The 15,898-nt window shown below is 70.0% G+C and carries 14 protein-coding genes; 8 read left to right on the forward strand and 6 right to left on the reverse strand.

Features of this window, described 5'->3' with window-relative positions:
* Nucleotides 1-6 precede the first annotated feature (6 nt).
* Both VT85_RS14330 and VT85_RS14335 read right to left on the reverse strand, forming a co-directional pair.
* On the reverse strand, nt 7-600 hold the full coding sequence (locus VT85_RS14330) for a hypothetical protein (RefSeq protein WP_068416408.1): 594 nt from the start codon (nt 598-600) through the stop codon (nt 7-9).
* Between the two features lie 87 nt (nt 601-687).
* On the reverse strand, nt 688-1,983 hold the full coding sequence (locus VT85_RS14335; protein WP_197490707.1) for a hypothetical protein: 1,296 nt from the start codon (nt 1,981-1,983) through the stop codon (nt 688-690).
* Nucleotides 1,984-2,342: 359 nt separating this feature from the next.
* Between VT85_RS14335 and VT85_RS14340 the strand changes: the two genes are divergently transcribed.
* Complete coding sequence (locus VT85_RS14340; protein WP_068416411.1) at nt 2,343-3,020, forward strand: response regulator transcription factor; 678 nt, start codon at nt 2,343-2,345, stop codon at nt 3,018-3,020.
* Nucleotides 3,017-4,450 (forward strand): ATP-binding protein, encoded by a 1,434-nt coding sequence (locus VT85_RS14345; RefSeq protein WP_068416414.1) that lies wholly within the window; start codon nt 3,017-3,019, stop codon nt 4,448-4,450. Before VT85_RS14340 ends, VT85_RS14345 begins: the two co-directional genes overlap by 4 nt.
* Before the next feature lie 39 nt (nt 4,451-4,489).
* Here the strand turns inward: VT85_RS14345 and VT85_RS14350 are convergent, their stop codons facing one another.
* Genes VT85_RS14350 through VT85_RS14360 form a run of 3 tightly spaced genes read right to left on the reverse strand, consistent with a single transcriptional unit; the run spans nt 4,490 to nt 8,127 of the window.
* Complete coding sequence (locus VT85_RS14350) at nt 4,490-6,019, reverse strand: hypothetical protein (protein WP_068416417.1); 1,530 nt, start codon at nt 6,017-6,019, stop codon at nt 4,490-4,492.
* A gap of 6 nt (nt 6,020-6,025) precedes the next feature.
* Complete coding sequence (locus VT85_RS14355) at nt 6,026-7,048, reverse strand: glycosyltransferase family 2 protein (RefSeq protein WP_068416420.1); 1,023 nt, start codon at nt 7,046-7,048, stop codon at nt 6,026-6,028.
* Nucleotides 7,045-8,127 carry a lysylphosphatidylglycerol synthase domain-containing protein gene (locus tag VT85_RS14360; RefSeq protein ID WP_068416423.1) on the reverse strand — a complete coding sequence of 361 codons (1,083 nt, stop codon included), beginning with the start codon at nt 8,125-8,127 and terminating at the stop codon, nt 7,045-7,047. Before VT85_RS14360 ends, VT85_RS14355 begins: the two co-directional genes overlap by 4 nt.
* A gap of 214 nt (nt 8,128-8,341) precedes the next feature.
* Here VT85_RS14360 and VT85_RS29230 point away from each other — a divergent pair, with 214 nt between their 5' ends.
* The 6 genes from VT85_RS29230 (at nt 8,342) to VT85_RS14390 (ending at nt 13,407) form a co-directional block, all read left to right on the forward strand.
* On the forward strand, nt 8,342-8,911 hold the full coding sequence (locus VT85_RS29230) for an SIS domain-containing protein (RefSeq protein WP_068416426.1): 570 nt from the start codon (nt 8,342-8,344) through the stop codon (nt 8,909-8,911).
* Nucleotides 8,908-9,747, forward strand: coding sequence for an HAD family hydrolase (locus VT85_RS14370; protein ID WP_068416429.1), 840 nt, complete (start codon nt 8,908-8,910; stop codon nt 9,745-9,747). The genes VT85_RS29230 and VT85_RS14370 overlap by 4 nt, the downstream gene beginning before the upstream one ends.
* Entirely contained in the window at nt 9,744-10,850 is a 1,107-nt protein-coding gene (locus VT85_RS14375; protein WP_068416432.1) for a hypothetical protein, read from the forward strand. Before VT85_RS14370 ends, VT85_RS14375 begins: the two co-directional genes overlap by 4 nt.
* On the forward strand, nt 10,847-11,878 hold the full coding sequence (locus tag VT85_RS14380) for a bifunctional heptose 7-phosphate kinase/heptose 1-phosphate adenyltransferase (RefSeq protein ID WP_068416435.1): 1,032 nt from the start codon (nt 10,847-10,849) through the stop codon (nt 11,876-11,878). Before VT85_RS14375 ends, VT85_RS14380 begins: the two co-directional genes overlap by 4 nt.
* Nucleotides 11,875-12,375: a peptide chain release factor family protein gene (locus VT85_RS14385; RefSeq protein WP_068416438.1), complete on the forward strand. Its 501-nt coding sequence runs from the start codon at nt 11,875-11,877 to the stop codon at nt 12,373-12,375. Before VT85_RS14380 ends, VT85_RS14385 begins: the two co-directional genes overlap by 4 nt.
* A gap of 90 nt (nt 12,376-12,465) precedes the next feature.
* Nucleotides 12,466-13,407 carry a CHAD domain-containing protein gene (locus VT85_RS14390; protein ID WP_068416441.1) on the forward strand — a complete coding sequence of 314 codons (942 nt, stop codon included), beginning with the start codon at nt 12,466-12,468 and terminating at the stop codon, nt 13,405-13,407.
* 297 nt (nt 13,408-13,704) lie between these two features.
* Here the strand turns inward: VT85_RS14390 and VT85_RS14395 are convergent, their stop codons facing one another.
* Nucleotides 13,705-15,888 carry a carbon starvation protein A gene (locus tag VT85_RS14395; RefSeq protein WP_068416444.1) on the reverse strand — a complete coding sequence of 728 codons (2,184 nt, stop codon included), beginning with the start codon at nt 15,886-15,888 and terminating at the stop codon, nt 13,705-13,707.
* Nucleotides 15,889-15,898 lie beyond the last annotated feature (10 nt).

Genomic DNA, 15,898 nt, shown 5'->3' on the forward strand with positions numbered 1-15,898 from the left:
GCCTTCTCAGCGGAGATGGAAGCCTTCCGGCACGATCCGCTCGATCTCGGCGTGGGCTCGCTCCGCGCAGGTCGAGCGACGGGGCTCCTTCGGCGGCTTCCAGACGAGCACCCCGTTCAGAAGCTCGAACGGGGCGCCGCTCGCGATCGTCCCGCTCGCGACCAGTTCGTCGTAGATCTCGACCGGGAGCGGATCGACGAGCCCTGCGGAGGCGGAGTCGAGGGCGTCCAGCGCCGCGATGTGGCTCTCGACGCTTTCCCGATCGTCCCAGGGGTATCGGGAATTGACCCCGTGCTCGCCGGCGGCCATCCGCTCCTCGATCCGCCGGAGGACTTCCGGGTGGTAAACCAACTGGGCGCGACGCTCGACGACCAGGCGGGCCGGGACGATCGAGCCGATGAATCGGCCCGACTTGCGGTGGCGGCCGAAGGCGAAGAGACGGTCGTACTCGAAGGGAAGGCAGTACACCTTGGCCCCGGGCGCGAAGAGTCGGGTCCCTCGGCGCGTCTCCGCGCCGAGCGGGCCGTATCGCCGCTCCTCGACGATGTTCCCCGCCAGGCACCAGCGCGGCGGGCGGGCCTCGGGCTGATCGGACGTCATGGCGTCTCCGGGCGGCGGCCGGAACTTCCCGAAGCCGCCGCGTCCCCCAAAATTAGCGGGCCGACGCCGGCCACTCAACGCCGAGCCTCAGTTCCCCACGGGGATCGTCAGCAGCGGGCCGCCGGTGCGGACCTCGGACTCTTCGAGCGAGACGAGGATCTCCACGATGGCCAGGATCGAGCGGGTGGCGACGTCGTCCTCGGGGATGGAGAACCAGTAGCCCCGGTAGTGCACGGCGATCTCGGCACCCTTGGGGCGGTGCCTGGACGAGCGGACGAAGAAGTTGCCGGCGGTGATCTGGGTCCAGTCGTAAGGCCGTCCGTCGGGCCCCGGGGTGTTGGGCGCGACGTTGCCAACGACGTGTTCCTCCGGGACGCAGACCCCCTTGGACAGGAAGATCATGATCTGGAGGATCGACCTCATGTGGAGGTAGATCGTCTCCTCTCCTTCGTCCAGCGCCTTCGGCGCGTCGAGCGCGTTCTCCGTCAGGTCGGACTTGATCCGGTAGCCGGACAGACCCGGCCGGAGGCCGAAGATCCGCTCGACTTCGAGCATCTCCGGCGCGTTCACGAATTCCGGGCGGATCTTCATGACCAGCCCCTTGTCGCGTTTGACCAGGGTGTACTGGCCCTCGCCCTTGTGGCGGAAGACGTAGCCCTTTTCGGCGGCGTTGAGCAGGTCGTCCCCCCCCAGGCTGGCGGGGGCGATCGGGTCGGAGGCGTACGTCTCGTCCTCCTGGCTGCCGACCCGCAGCTCGATGGCCCGGCGCTGCTCGAGGTCGGCCAGGAGCCGGACTCCGCGGAGGAACTCGACGTTGTCGTCGGGGACCCTGGGGACCATCAGCGCGCCGTGCGGGGCGTTGGGGACGTCGTTGATGTCGTCGACCGTCGTGAGCATGAGCTGCTCGAAGTTGGCCCCGGCGTTGACCACGCTGAACAGCTCGGCCGAGATCGGCGTCAGGAGGCTTCTCGACACCTCCTTGCCCTCGCGGGGTCGGTAGCTGAGCGTCGGGCTGTCGCGGGCGATCAACTCGCCCGTCCCGATGTTGGCGAAGCCCGGGAACTGGTTCCCCCGGCCCCCGAGGAAGTTTGCCGTTCCGGCGACCTCGAACTGGCTGGTGATGCTCGGCAGATCGACCAGGACCGGCGAGTCGGCATACCGCAGCCGCACGATGTTCATCAGGAGCTGCTCGTCATTGGTGATCCGGACCGCCTCGTTGTACTTCATCCGGGTCGACCGCAGCGCGTTCGGTCCCAGGCATCCCGGCCCGGCCGTCAGCAGGACGACCAGGATCAGGAGACGAGATCGACGTCCGGGTGGGCGATGGCGAAGCCGGACGGTCATGGACTTCGAGACCCCCGGGACGCGAGACGAGACGGCCATGATCCGCGCGGCGAATCCCCTGCTTTCGTTATCGTCCGCGAGATGCGCAGACTCGACGAAATCCGCAGGATCGGCGGCCTGGCGGCCGCTCGCGATGGCCTGTTAAAGGATTTTTAATCTGCGGCGGCAGGTGACCGCAGGCCCTGTAAGGGTTAGTCTGAGAGTCTCGGCGACGCTCGCCCGAGCGTCCAAATCGGGGTAGGGTCGGGGACGACCTACCGGATGCGCCGGTGCACCGATCCGCCGAGTCCGTCCCGCGTGCGAGGCGGCTCTCCCGAGGGTCGAACCTCGGGGCCGATGCCGCCGGGAGGCCGGAACGGGCGGAATGGACGTCCCCCGCAACCTTTGAGGAATCATCCATGCCCCGCCTGCTCGTCGTCGAAGACCAGCCGAAACTCCTCCAGAGTCTGGAACGCGGCCTGCGCGAGGAGGGGTACGAGGTTCTGACGGCCGCGGACGGCCGGGAGGCCTACGAGCAGGCGAAGGCGAACGTCGTCGACGCGGTGATCCTCGACCTGATGCTCCCGAAGCGCGACGGCATGGACGTCCTCCGCAGCCTCCGCGCCGAGGGCTTCTCCAAGCCGGTCCTGATCCTGACCGCCCGGGACGAGGTCGAGACCCGGGTGGAGGGCCTGGATTCGGGGGCCGACGACTATCTGGTGAAGCCGTTCGCGTTCGTGGAGCTGCTGGCGCGGGTCCGGGCGCTGATCCGCCGCGACGTCCTGTCTCGCGATCTCTGCTTCCAGGCCGACGACCTGGAGATGAACCTCGTCGGCCGCTCGGTCGTCCGCGGCGGCGTCGAGATCGACCTCACCCGCCGCGAGTTCGAGCTGCTGGAGTTCCTGCTCCGCAACAAGAACACCCCCGTCACCCGCGAGATGATCGCCCGCGAGGTCTGGAAGGAGGGGACCGGCACCCTGACGAACACCATCGACGTCTACATCACCCTGCTGCGCAAGAAGATCGAGAAGACGGATCGGCCCACGCTCATCCACACCGTGCGCGGGGTCGGCTACGTCCTGAAGGACGTGGGATGACCCGGCTGAACATCCGGTGGCGGCTGACCCTCTGGTACGGGGCCGTGCTGGCGGCGGTCCTGGTCATCTTCGCGGTCGCCGTCGACCTGCTGATGATCGGCCTGCTCCAATCCCGGACCGACGGCAACCTCGACGCCCAGCTCACGGTGATCGAGGGCCTGATCGGCCGGGCCCGGGACCCGGACGAGCTTCGCCACGACCTCAACCTGGACTTCGCCAGCCATCCCGTCTTCGAGATGCAGGTCACCGAGGACGGCGACCGCTCCTGGCTGCGCTCGGAGCGGATCGCCGAGACCGGGCTCCCCATGCCGGCGGTCCGTCCCAGCCCGAACGGCGAGGTGGTCTATGAGGACGTGGTCATCCCCGGCTTCGGCCACGGCCGGATGCTCAGCAAGGCGATCGTCACCCCGTACGCCTCGCTCTTGGTGCAGGTCGCCCTCGACGCCGAGGTGAACGCGAAACACCTGGGACAGCTCCGCGACGTCTTCCTGTCCACCGGGCCGGTCCTCCTGCTCGCCGCCCTGGGCTGCGGCTACCTGCTGGCGCGGAAGGCGCTCGCCCCGGTGGAACGGCTGGCGGCCGAGGCCGACCAGATCACGGCCACGAGGCTCGACCGCCGACTCCCCACCCCCAACCCCGACGACGAGCTCGGGCGGCTGGCCCGGACCCTCAACGGCATGATCGCTCGCCTCGAACGCTCGTTCGGCGAGATCCAGCGGTTCACCGCCGACGCCGCCCACGAACTCCGCACCCCGCTCGCCGCGCTCCGCAACGAGGCCGAGGTCACCCTGCTGGCGCCTCGCGATCCGGCCGAATACCGCCGGACCCTGGAGAGCATGCTCGAGGAGATCGAGCACCTCACCCGGCTGACCGAGAATCTCCTCTACCTCTGCCGCGAGGACGCCCTGGTCAAGCCCTCGTTCGAGGACCTGCGGCTCGACCTCCTGGTCCGCGACGTGACCGACCACATGCGGGCCGTGGCCGCCGCCGCCGACCAGTCGTTGACCCTGATCGAGCCCCTCTCCGGCTGCATCGTCCACGGCGATCGCGACCAGCTCCGCCGGCTGCTCTTCAACCTGATCGACAACTCGGTCAAATACAGCCTGGCCGACGGTCGAATCCGCGTCGGCCTGGAGTTCCGCCAGGAGCAGGCGACCCTGTTCGTCGAGGACACGGGCATCGGGATCGAGGCCGAGCATCGGCCCCACCTCTTCAAGCGGTTCTACCGAGTCGACTCGGCGCGGCCCCGCACGTCGAGCGCCACGGGCCTGGGCCTGTCGATCTGCCTGGCCGTCGCCAAGGCGCACCACGGCGAGATCGACGTCCAGAGCGAGCCGGGGGTCGGCACCCGGATGACCTTCAGCCTCCCCGCGCGGGCCGTCGAGCCCGGCGGCCGAGACTCGGCCGCCGAGGTCGCCGCCCTCGAATGAGCCCATGAGGCCGGCGCCGGCGCCGGCCCCGAGGGCTCGTCAACGCCTGAGCGAGTACATCCCCAGGTGCTCCAGCATGTCCTGGAACCAGGGGTTGCTCCAGGGGCCCCGCATCGCGTAGCCGACCGACATGACCGACACGAACAGGGCCAGCGTCGCCAGCCGGCGGAGCCAGGGACGACCCGCGATCGCGTCGAGGGCGGGGGGGAGCATCAGGAGCCAGAACGGGATCAGCCAGAACAGCCACCGCAGCCCCTGCGCGGAGCCGCCGTAGTTCCGGGCCTTGGGATTCCAGGTGTAGAAGCCCAGCAGGATGACGGTCAGCCCCAGCGTCATCCAGGCGACGGCGGTCGTCGGCCGCCGCCTCCACAAGAGTCCGACGAGCCCGAAGACCGCCACCAGGAAGACCGGCGTGCTCGACCAGAATCCGTGGTGGCCCAACGTCATGTGGAACAGGTACGTCGCGTACGACTCGCCGACGATCCCGCGCCTCGCGGCCTCCTCGGGGTCGGTCCAGGGGAGGTTCAGGGCGTCCAGCTCCAGCGGGGTCTTCCAGAGGCTCCCCTCGAACTTGTAGGCGTCGGTGCCGAACTCCTCGTACGCCAGCTTGAACTCCCCGAACGCGGCGTACTGGCACGCGCCCAGCGCCAGCAGCGGCAGGACGGCGAACGGGGCGAACCAGGCGAGGGACCGTTTCGGGAAGCGGGCCACGAGCGCCAGGCCGACCAGGCCGAGGAACGCCAGCGCCGGCAGCTCGTTGGTCGCCGTGAAGCCGGCGAGCAGCCCGACCAGCGCGAACCGCCAGCCCTCGACGGCTCCCTCGTCCCAGATCCGCAAGAACTGGTACAGGGCGAAGAACGCCGCGAAGGCGGCGATCGTGTGGTTGTTGAGCGTCTGCGAGTAGGGGAGCAGGTAGGTGCCGAACGCCGCCGCGAACAGGCTGTACGACCACGCCCAGTCGGTCCGGGCGCGACGGTCCAGGATGCGGCCGAAGAGGACGAGGAACCCCCAGAACGGGACGATGTTCAGGAGGATCAGCACGGGCTTGAAATAGTAGCTGGAGACCGGCCACTTCACCGGCTGATCCGGCGTGGTCAGCACCCCTTTCACGCCGCCGGGCCGATCCGGGTCGGGGACCTGGCTCCAGCGCGGCTCGCGGGGCTGGAGCGTCACCCGGTCGAGCGGCACGCCGACGATCTGCCGGGCCGGATAGAGCAGCCCGGCGATCAGCGTCGGCAACAGCGCAGGCTTGCTGGAATAGTAGTGCTTGACCGGCTGGCCGTCCTCGCCGACCTGCGGCGGCGTGGCCGGGATCTCGACCTTGTCCTGGGTCTCGGCGTGCCAGGGGCACTCGTCGATGACGTACGTCCCCCGTTCCAGGAGGCTCCAGACGGTGCACCAGCGGGAGATGTCGTTGGCGCCCATCATGGTCGGCGCGCGGAGGAGCACGCCCAGGGCCAGGGCCGTCGCCGTCGCGATCAGCAACGTCCCGAGGACGCGGCGGGCCTCGCTTCGGGGTTCCGTGACCGGGGCGTCGAGACGAGGCTCGGGGGCGTCTACGGTGCTCATGGTTCGTCACGCTTCCGGTTGCGAGGGGGGCGGGGGCGGGGCGGGCTCGACGGCCGCCACGTCGCGGTCCGCTCGGCTCGGTGGGCCGCCGGGACGGAGAGTCTCGGCGATGCTGTAGGTGTCGTCCGCGCGGATCCCGTAGGAGGTCACCAGCTCGGCCAGGAATCCCAGGCTGAAGAGCTGCGCCCCCACGAGGAGCATGGCCATCGAGTAGAAGAGCAGGGGGCGGGTGCCGATCGGGTGCGGGTCCGACTGCCAGAAGTTGGCGAACCAGACGAAGATCAGGTAGAGCATCCCCGCCACGCCCAGGCTGGAGAGCATTAGCCCCGAGGCCCCGATGACGTGCAGCGGGCGCTGGCGGAACCGCGTCAGGAAGACGACCGTGAACAGGTCCAGCAGCCCCTTGAGGAACCGGGCGAACCCGTACTTCGACTTCCCGAACTCGCGACGGCGATGGTTGACCTCGATCTCGCCGACCCGGAAGCCCTTGGCGAACGCCAGGGCGGGCACGAACCGGTGCAGCTCGCCGTAGATGCCGACCTCCCGGAGCACCTCGGCCCGGTAGGCCTTGAAGCCGCAGTTGTGGTCGTGCAGCCGGCAGCCGGTCAGGTTGCTGACCAGGGCGTTGAAGATCCGGCTGGGGTAGACCTTGTGCCAGGGGTCGTGCCGGGTCCGCTTCCAGCCGCTGACCACGTCGAGCCCGGCGTCCAGCCGTTCCAGGAACCGGGGGATCTCCGCCGGGTCGTCCTGGAGGTCGGCGTCGAGCGTGAAGACCCGCTCGCCGCGCGCCGCCTGGAAGCCGGCCGTCAGGGCCGACGCCTTGCCGAAATTGCGGCGGAAGCGGATCCCCCGGACGCGGGGATCACGAGCTGAGAGTTCGACGACGGCCCGCCACGATCCGTCCCGACTGCCGTCGTCCACGAAGACGAACTCGACCTCGCCCAGCGGCGCGAAGGCGGCGTCCAGCTCGCGGTCCAGGGCGGGGAGGCTCTCTTCCTCATTGTAGACCGGGACCACGACGCTGATCATGGCGCTTCCGACATCGGGACGGACTCCTGCAAGACTTCGGCGGCGGCCACCGCCTCGCCCCTCGGCTTCGCGGGCCTTCCCAGGGGGCCGAGGACCAGGGCGGCAATCACCTCCGCGGCGACCCAGACCAGCCGCAAGACCAGCGCGGAGGCCACGGCCAGCCCCGGGCCGAACGCCGGCCCCAGGGCGTACATCAGCACGCTCTCACGCACGCCGAGCCCTCCCGGCGCCACGGCCACCACGAACCCGGCCACCGTCGCCAGGGCCACGCTCGCCACCGCCACCGGGATCGTGGCCGCCAGGTCCAGGCCCGGCCCACCCATCCCCGACAACCCCCGCGCCGCGGCCGCCTGGCTCAGGCCCAGGAACCCCCACGAGACGCCCGTCAGAACCAGGCCCCGCGCCATCAGGCCCCAGGTGAACTTCGAGAGCGCGGCCTCCCCCACCCCCGGGACCTTGCGGGTGAACGTCCCCGCGAGTCGGAGGAAGACCGGGGGAGCGACCACGACCAGGAACGCCGCCGCCAGGCCCCCGGCGATCATCGCGAAGAGGGTGAACGCGCGGATTTCGCGCACGCCTAGCACCTCACGGCCCAGGTCGACGACCGGCGAGTCGCCGCCGGCCGCGAACAGGACGGCCGCGATCAGGGCTCCCGACGCCATCATCACCAGGGTCTCATAGAACGTCGCCACCGCCGAGGTCGAGGCCCTCGCCCCGTACGGCGTCGACAGCGCGGCCCGCATCACCACGACCACGGCCTTGCCCGGCACGTACTTGCCCAGGTGGCTGATCAGGTACGCCCGCAGCGCGGGGAAGAGGCCGATCGGCGTCGGGCTCGCCGCCAGTACGTCGCGGTAGAACGCCCCGCAGAAGGCCAGGCCGACCAGGTACGATAGGCCCGAAAAGGCCAGCCAGCCCGGCTCCACCCGCAACGAGGCCCCGCCGCGCGCCAGGTCGTCCCACGTCCGGGCGACATGCCGGCCGACCCCCCAGAAGACGAGGACCGCCACCGCCGCCTTGAGCGCGCGGATCGCCGGCTTGCGCCAGCCGATCGGTCTCGAGGTGGGGGTGGAGTTCACGACTGGGACTCGGGAGGCGGGGTGGGGCGCCGGCCGCACTCGCGGCGTCGCGGTCGGCTATCAGGGTACCGGCGGCCCTGAAACCGGGCAAGACCGGAGGCCCGGCGGGGCGGGGGCCGGGGATTCGCGAGGGAGCCCCATCGCGGGCGTGTGGAACGCGGATTATGATCGAGGGGGTCGACGACCGACCCACTTTCAAGGGAGCGAGACCCCGATGCATTCCTGGCTGTCGCGTTACATCGAGGCCCAGCACCGGGCCCTGGATTCGATCCCCCTGGAGGCCGTCGAACGCGTCGTCGCCACGGTGCGCCGGGCCTGGGAGGAGGATCGCCAGATCTTCGTCGTCGGCAACGGCGGCAACGCCGCCAGCGCCTCGCACTTCGCGACCGACCTGGGCAAGGGCGCCAGCGACGCCTTGGGCCGCCGGTTCCGGGTGATCACCCTGGCCGACAACGTCGCCTGGCTTACGGCGATCGGCAACGACTACCGCTTCGAGGACGTCTTCCTCCGCCCGCTGGAGAATTACGCCCGGCCCGGCGACGTCTTGATCGCCAGCAGCGTCAGCGGTAATTCGCCGAACCTCGTCCGCGCGATGGAATGGGCCCGCGACATGGACCTGCGGACCATCGCCTTCGTCGGCGCCAAGAAGGGCGGGCTCGCCGCGCTCGCCGAGCAGACCATCGTCGTGGCCGACACCCACTACGGCCGCGTCGAGGACGTGCAGATGACCCTCTACCACCTGATCTGCTACGCGTTCATGGAAACGGAAAAGGAGACGGCGTGACGCCCGCGAGCCCGACCTTCGAAGGTGAAGTCGTCCTGCTGCCGACGTTCGCCCCCCGACCGGCGATCAGCCGCGTCCTGTTCGACTTCGACGGCACGCTCTCCCTGGTCCGCCAGGGCTGGCCCGACGTCATGGTCCCCATGTTCGTCGAGATGCTCCCCGCGCTCGACGGCGAGTCCGACGAGGACCGCCGCCGGATGGCGTTCGAGGACATCATGCACCTCAACGGCAAGCAGACCATCTACCAGATGATCCGGCTCGCCGAGCGGATCCGCGAGCGCGGCGGCCATCCCCACGACCCCCTCTGGTACAAGCACGAATACCTCCGACGCCTCGACGACCGGATCTCCCACCGGCTCGAAGGGCTCAAGGACGGTTCGGTCCGGCCCGACGAACTCCTCGTCCACGGCTCCCGGGAACTGCTCGACGACCTGGCCCGCCGCGGACTGACCCTCTACCTCGCCAGCGGCACCGACGAGCCGTTCGTGAGGCGCGAGGCCGAGCTCCTCGACGTCGCCCGCTACTTCGGCCCCCACATCTACGGCGCCCAGGACGACTACAAGTCCTTCTCGAAGAAGATGGTCATCGAGCGGATCCTCCGCGAGAACGCGATCCGGGGCGAGGAGCTGCTCGCCTTCGGCGACGGCTACGTCGAGATCGAGAACACCAAGGAGGCCGGCGGCCTGGCCGTGGCCGTCGCCAGCGACGAGGCCGACAACGGCTCGGGCCGCATGGACGCCTGGAAGCGCGAACGGCTCACCGGCGTCGGCGCCGACGTCGTCATCCCCGACTACCGCGACGCGAAGCCCCTCCTGGAGCTGATCCTGGGATCATGAACACCCGACCGCTCGACCTGGAACGGCTCCGCGTCCACCCGCTCGAAAGCCGCCGAAGCCTGACGACCGTCGAAGACGTCCTGATCGACCCCGACTCGACGCCGAAGCCGCTCGCGGCCCCGGTCGCCCTCGAGGTCGCCGAGTGCGCCCGCCGCATCCGCCGCGCCCGCGAGCTGGGGGGCGGGGTGATGCTGATCTACGGCGCGCACCTCCTGCGCAACGGCTCCGCGTCGATCCTCGGCCGGATGATGGAGAAGGAGTGGATCACCCACCTGGCGACCAACGGCGCCGGTACGATCCACGACTGGGAATACGCCTGGCTCGGCCGCTCCACCGAGAGCGTCCGCGAGAACGTCCCCCTGGGCGCGTTCGGCTCCTGGGACGAGACCGGCCGCAACATCCACCTGGCCCTCCTCGCCGCCGGCCTCCGGGGCGAGGGCTACGGCGTGGGCCTCGGCCGGCTCATCGCCGAGGACGGCCTCGAACTCCCCCCGGCCGGCGAGCTGGAGAAGTCCCTCCGCGACGAGCCCGCCCATCCCCTCGCCCCCGCCCGCGCCGACGCCCTCCGGGCGATCCGCGCGGGCGGGCTCCCCGCCGGCCGGATCGCCGTCGAACACCGCTGGAAGCACGCCTCGATCCTGGCGCAGGCCTTCCAGCACCAGATCCCGATGACCGTCCACCCCGGGATCGGCTACGACATCATCGCCAACCACCCCATGTTCAACGGGGCCGCGATCGGCCGCGCCGCGGAGCACGATTTCCGGCTCTTCGGCGGGTCGGTCGAGACGCTCGACCACGGCGTCGTCCTCTCGGTCGGCTCGGCCATCATGGGGCCGCAGGTCTTCGAGAAAAGCCTGAGCTGCGTCAACAACCTCCGGCTCCAGGACGGCCGGCCGATCGTGGCCGACCACTCGATCTACGTCGTCGACATCCAGGACGGCGGCGGCTGGGACTGGACGACGGGCGAGCCCCCTAAGTCGAACCCGGCGTATTACCTGCGGTTCTGCAAGAGCTACGCCCGCATGGGGGGCGAGATGCGGTATCTCCAGTGCGACAACGCCGCCTTCATCCACAACCTCTATCAGCAGGTCCGCGCCTCATGACTCCGGAGCGCTTCCGAGACGTCGTCTCTCTATATCAGGGGCTCCGCATCGCCGTCGTCGGCGATTTCTGCCTCGATCGTTATCTCGAGATCGACCCCGACCGCGCCGAGGTTTCCATCGAGACGGGCCTGCCGGTCTACAACGTCGTCAACGTCCGGGCCCAGCCGGGGGGGGCCGGGACGGTCCTCAACAACCTGGCCGCCCTGGGCGTGGGCCGCATCGAGGTGGTCGGGTTTCGCGGGGCCGACGGCGAGGGCTACGAACTCCAGCGCGAGCTCGAATTGTATCCCAGCGTTTCGACCGAGCACCTGCTCACGGCCCACGACCGTCGGACGTTCACCTACTGCAAGCCCCTGGTCGTCCGCCCCGGCGCGATCCCCGTCGAGCTGAACCGCCTGGACTCCAAGAACTGGACCCCCACGCCGAAGCTGCTGGAGCTTCGCCTGGTCGAGAGCCTGCGGGCGGTCGCCGCGCGGTGCCACGCGATCGTCGTGCTGGAGCAGGTCGACGCCGCCGAGACCGGCGTGGTGACGCGTGGACTCCTGGAGGCGATCGACGCCCTGACCGACGAACATCCCCGGCTCCTGTTCCTGGCCGACTCCCGCCGGGGCCTGCGCGACTGGCCCGGAGTGGGCCTGAAGATGAACGCGGCCGAGCTGGCGGCGATGCTCGACCGCCCGAGCGTCGAGACGCCCGACGACGCCAAACGCGCCGCGGGCGAACTGGCGAGGGGCTCGGGCCGACCCGTGTTCGTCACGCTGGCCGAGCATGGGATCGTCGCGGCCGGGCCCGAAGGGGAGGTCGTCCACGTCCCCGCCTTGCCCGTCCGCGGGCCGATCGACGTCGTCGGCGCGGGGGACTCGGTCACGGCCAACCTGACCGCGGCGCTGGCGGCCGGGGCGTCGCTCCGCGAGGCCGTCGAACTGGCGGTCGTCGCCTCGTCGGTCGTCGTCCATCAGGTCGGCACGACGGGCGTCGCGACGGTCGACGATCTCGCCTCGCTGCTGGATCGGATCCCCGCGGCATGAGCGGCCATCCCGCCGCGATGGACCCCGACCGGCTCGCCGCCGAGTGCGACTTCAAGACGACCCGGCGGTCGGGTCCCGGCGGCCAGAACCGCAACAAGGTGGAGACGGCCGTCATCCTCACCCACCGGCCGACCGGCATCGCCGCCGAGGCCGCCGAGCGCCGGACCCAGGGCGAGAACCGCCGCCAAGCCCTCTTCCGACTCCGCCTCAGGCTGGCCCTCGAAATCCGAACTCCCGCCGAGCCCGCCCCCAGCCCACTCTGGGCGTCCCGCCTGCGCGGAGGCCGGATCGTCGTCAGCCCCGAGCACGACGACTTCCCGGCGCTCCTGGCCGAAGCCCTCGACGTCCTGGCGAGCCTCGACGACGACGTCAAAGCCGCCGCGACGGCCCTCGGCTGCTCCGCGACCCAGCTGGTCAAGCTGCTTGCCGCCGAGCCCCGCGCCCTGACGCAAATCAACGCCCGGCGCACCTCTCGGGGCCTGCATCCCCTCCGCTGACCGCCGGCGTCGGCCTTGTCTCGGTTCGCGGTCGGGCGTATGGTGAAGAGAGCCCTCGGCGGCGCAAGTCCCCCAGATTATTGGAATCCCATGACTTCTCCAGTCGTTCCGAAACCGGACAGCCTCCGCGACGCGATCCCACGAACGAAACCCAGCGACCCCGCCGCGAAGGCCGTCACCTCATCGCTGCGGTCGGCGGTCGAGCGACTCCAGGCGGCCGAAGCCCTGGCGCGCGAGGGGGACGTCGAGGGGCCTCATCGACTTCGGACCTCGGCCCGACGGCTCCGCAGCGAGCTGCGAGCGTTCAGCGACCTCGTCGAACCCGAATGGCGGACCCGGCTCGAAGGCGAGCTCAAATGGCTGGGCAACGCGATCGGCGAGGTTCGTGACCTGGACGTGCTTCGCGAACGCTTTGAGAAGGGGGAGTCGGACGAGCACCGCCTGGCGCTGGCTCCCCTCTTCGAGTGGCTCGCCGAGCGGCACGCGACGGCCACGCGGACGATGCACGAGACGCTCGACGGCGAGCGGTTCCGGGCCGTCCTGGCCGAACTGCGAACCGGCCTCGCGAATCCTCCTCTGGTCGCCAGGGCTCGGAAACCCTGCCACAGGGTCCTCCCACCGCTGGTCGCGAAGGCCTGGGAGAGACTCCGCAAGGACGCCCGGGGGCTCGACGCCGACACCCCCGACCCGATCTTCCACGACCTCCGCAAGCGGGCCAAGCGCGCCCGATACACGACCGAGCTGATCGCACCCGCCCTGGGGTCGCGGGTCGAGAAACCGGCCGAGGGGCTCATCCGCCTGGCCCGGAAGATCCAGGACCTCCTCGGCGAGCATCAAGACACCATCGTCGCCGGGACGGAGGTCGAGACGTTCGTGGCCCAGGGCTCGCACGACGAATCCTTCCGCCAGGCCGCGCAGGCCCTCCTCCAACGCCTCCGCGCCGCCGCCGACGCCTCGCGCGACGCCTTCCTCAAACTCCGTCCCAAGCTCGCCAAACCAAAATACGCCGGCCGCCTCAAACCGAAGCGCTGAGTCCTCGCCGCAGGCATCCGCCCTTTTCCTGCTCGCGGGTGAGCGAACCTGGCCCGAAAACCCGTCGAGGGGGATCATCTAGGCGGACGAGACAAGGAGGCGACGGCACCTCCCTGTTCTGGGGCGCATACACGCTTGGAGTTCGGTCCAGGGTGCCTCGGATCGTACTCGACCCGTGTCCCGAGGGCCTGCGATCGCACGGGTTCCGCTCCGGAACCCGTGGCGCCCACGGTCCGTCTACTCGTGGAGATATCGCGGACGGGCGCTTACTCTCGCAAGGAGGCAAGGGCGGCGGGCTCAGTCGCCGAGGTCCTCGTAGGTCGCCGGCTCGGGGGCGGCCTCGTCGATGAGGGCCGGCCGGGGTGCGAGCCATCGGGAGACGGCGGAGGCCAGGATGACGGCGACGCAGGCGATGAGCATCACGGTGAGGCCGATGTTGAGCCAGCCCTTGAGGACTTGCCCCGCCTGGATCATGCCCCAGAACTTGCCGCTGATCTCGTAGTAGGCGGCCGTGCTGGTGGTGGCGACCACGAAGGACATGGGGAGGATCGTCACCCAGGCGTAGCGGCCCCGGCCGGCGTTGAACAGGGCCGTCGTCACCACCGTCAGGGCGATGACCGCCAGGAGCTGGTTCGCCAGGCCGAACATCGGCCAGATGCTCTCGACCGACCCGGTGGCGATGAAGTATCCCCAGGCGAAGACGACCAGGCCGGTCGCCAGCATCGAGGCCGGCGCCCAGTCCAGGTCGCCCAGCGGCTTCCAGATCCGGCCGAGGATCTCCTGGACGAGGAATCGCGCGATCCGGGTCCCGGCGTCGATCGTCGTCAGGATGAAGAGGGCCTCGAACATCAGCGCGAAGTGGTACCAGAAGGCCTTCAAGGCCCCCAGGCCGGGGGCCGCCTCGGTGAAGATGCGGGCCATGCCGACGGCGAGCGTGACCGCCCCGCCGGTCCGGCCGTGGAGCGATTCCTGCACGTCGCGCTCCATCTCCGCCAGCTCGCTCATCGGGGCCGCCCCCGGAGCAGGCTCGAGGCCGTGGCCGCCGTGGATGTCGAACTCGCCCGCCTTGAGGAATTGCGCGAAGTCGGGGTTGGCGGCGAGGAAGTCGGGCCGTTTGCCCAGGTCGATGTTGATGTCGTAGTACATCGAGCTCGGCAGCGCCGCCGCGGCGATCAGGGCGACCACCGCCACGAGACCCTCCATCAGCATGGACCCGTAGCCGATCATGCGCACGTCCCCTTCGCGCATGATCATCTTGGGGGTCGTCCCCGAGGAGACCAGCGCGTGGAACCCGGAGATGGCCCCGCACATGATGCAGATGAAGACGTAAGGGAAGATCGGCCCGTTGAAGTAGGGCCCGCCGCCGTCCGCGAAGAACGTGCTGACCGCCGGCGCTTCGAGCCTGGGGTTGGTGACGACGACGCCCCCCACGAGCAGGAAGATGGTGCCGACCTTCAGGAAGCTGGAGAGGTAGTCGCGCGGGCTGAGCAGGAGCCAGACCGGCAGGACCGCCGCGACGAAGCCGTAGGCGGCGACCGCGAAGACCGTCCAGTTCCGCGAGAGGGCGAAGTACGGCTCCAGCGGCGACCTCGGCACCAGGCTCCCCAGGCCGGTGACCGCCAGGACCATGACGGCGCCGATCAGCGAAGCCTCGACCACTTTGCCGGGCCGCAGGCGGTACATGTACCAGCCCACGAACAGCGCGATGGGGATCGTCATGGCGATCGTGAACGTCCCCCACGAGCTGCCGGGGACCAGCCGCCGCGCGTTCTCGGGGAGGACGAACCCCTCGCCGTCGGGGGCCTCCCGCAACGCCTGTTCGGCCGGCACGGCGAGCTGGAAGGGCTCGCTGAAGTCCATCGCCTGCCCCTCGCCCTCGCCGAAGCGGTATTTGGAGCCGGGCGGGACGTTGTAAATCCGGGGGCCCCCTTGTTCAACGCGGGCGTCGACCCAGGCGTTTTCGGGATAGGTCAGGACGGTCCCGGCCCTCATGGCGACCTCCTCGCCGCCGAGCGCCTTGACCACGACGACTCCGAGGCCCGCCAGCGCGATGATGATGATGTAGAGGATGGCGATCGACGCCGCGATCCCCGCCGGCCGGCCGATCTCGGTGCGGGCCAGGCTCGCCAGGCTCCGGCCGCCCCGCTGGGTCGAGAGGGCGAGCACCATCATGTCCTGCACCGCGCCCGCCAGGCAGACGCCGATCACGATCCAGATCAGGCCGGGGAGGTAGCCGAACTGGATCGCCAGCACCGGGCCGATCAGCGGCCCAGCGCCCGAGATGGCGGCGAAGTGGTGGCCGAAGAGGACCCAGCGGTTGGTCGGCTCGAAGTTCTGGCCGTCCTGGAAGCGATAAGCCGGCGTCACCCGCGAGTCGTCGAGCGCCGCGACCCGGCGGGCCAGGAACCCGCTGTAGAAGCGGAAGGCGATCGCCAGGATCGCCAGGACCCCGACCATCACCGGCATCGCATGCATCGTCATCGAAATCAGC

Origin of the sequence: Planctomyces sp. SH-PL62, from assembly GCF_001610895.1 — a bacterium.
Classification (GTDB): domain Bacteria; phylum Planctomycetota; class Planctomycetia; order Isosphaerales; family Isosphaeraceae; genus Paludisphaera.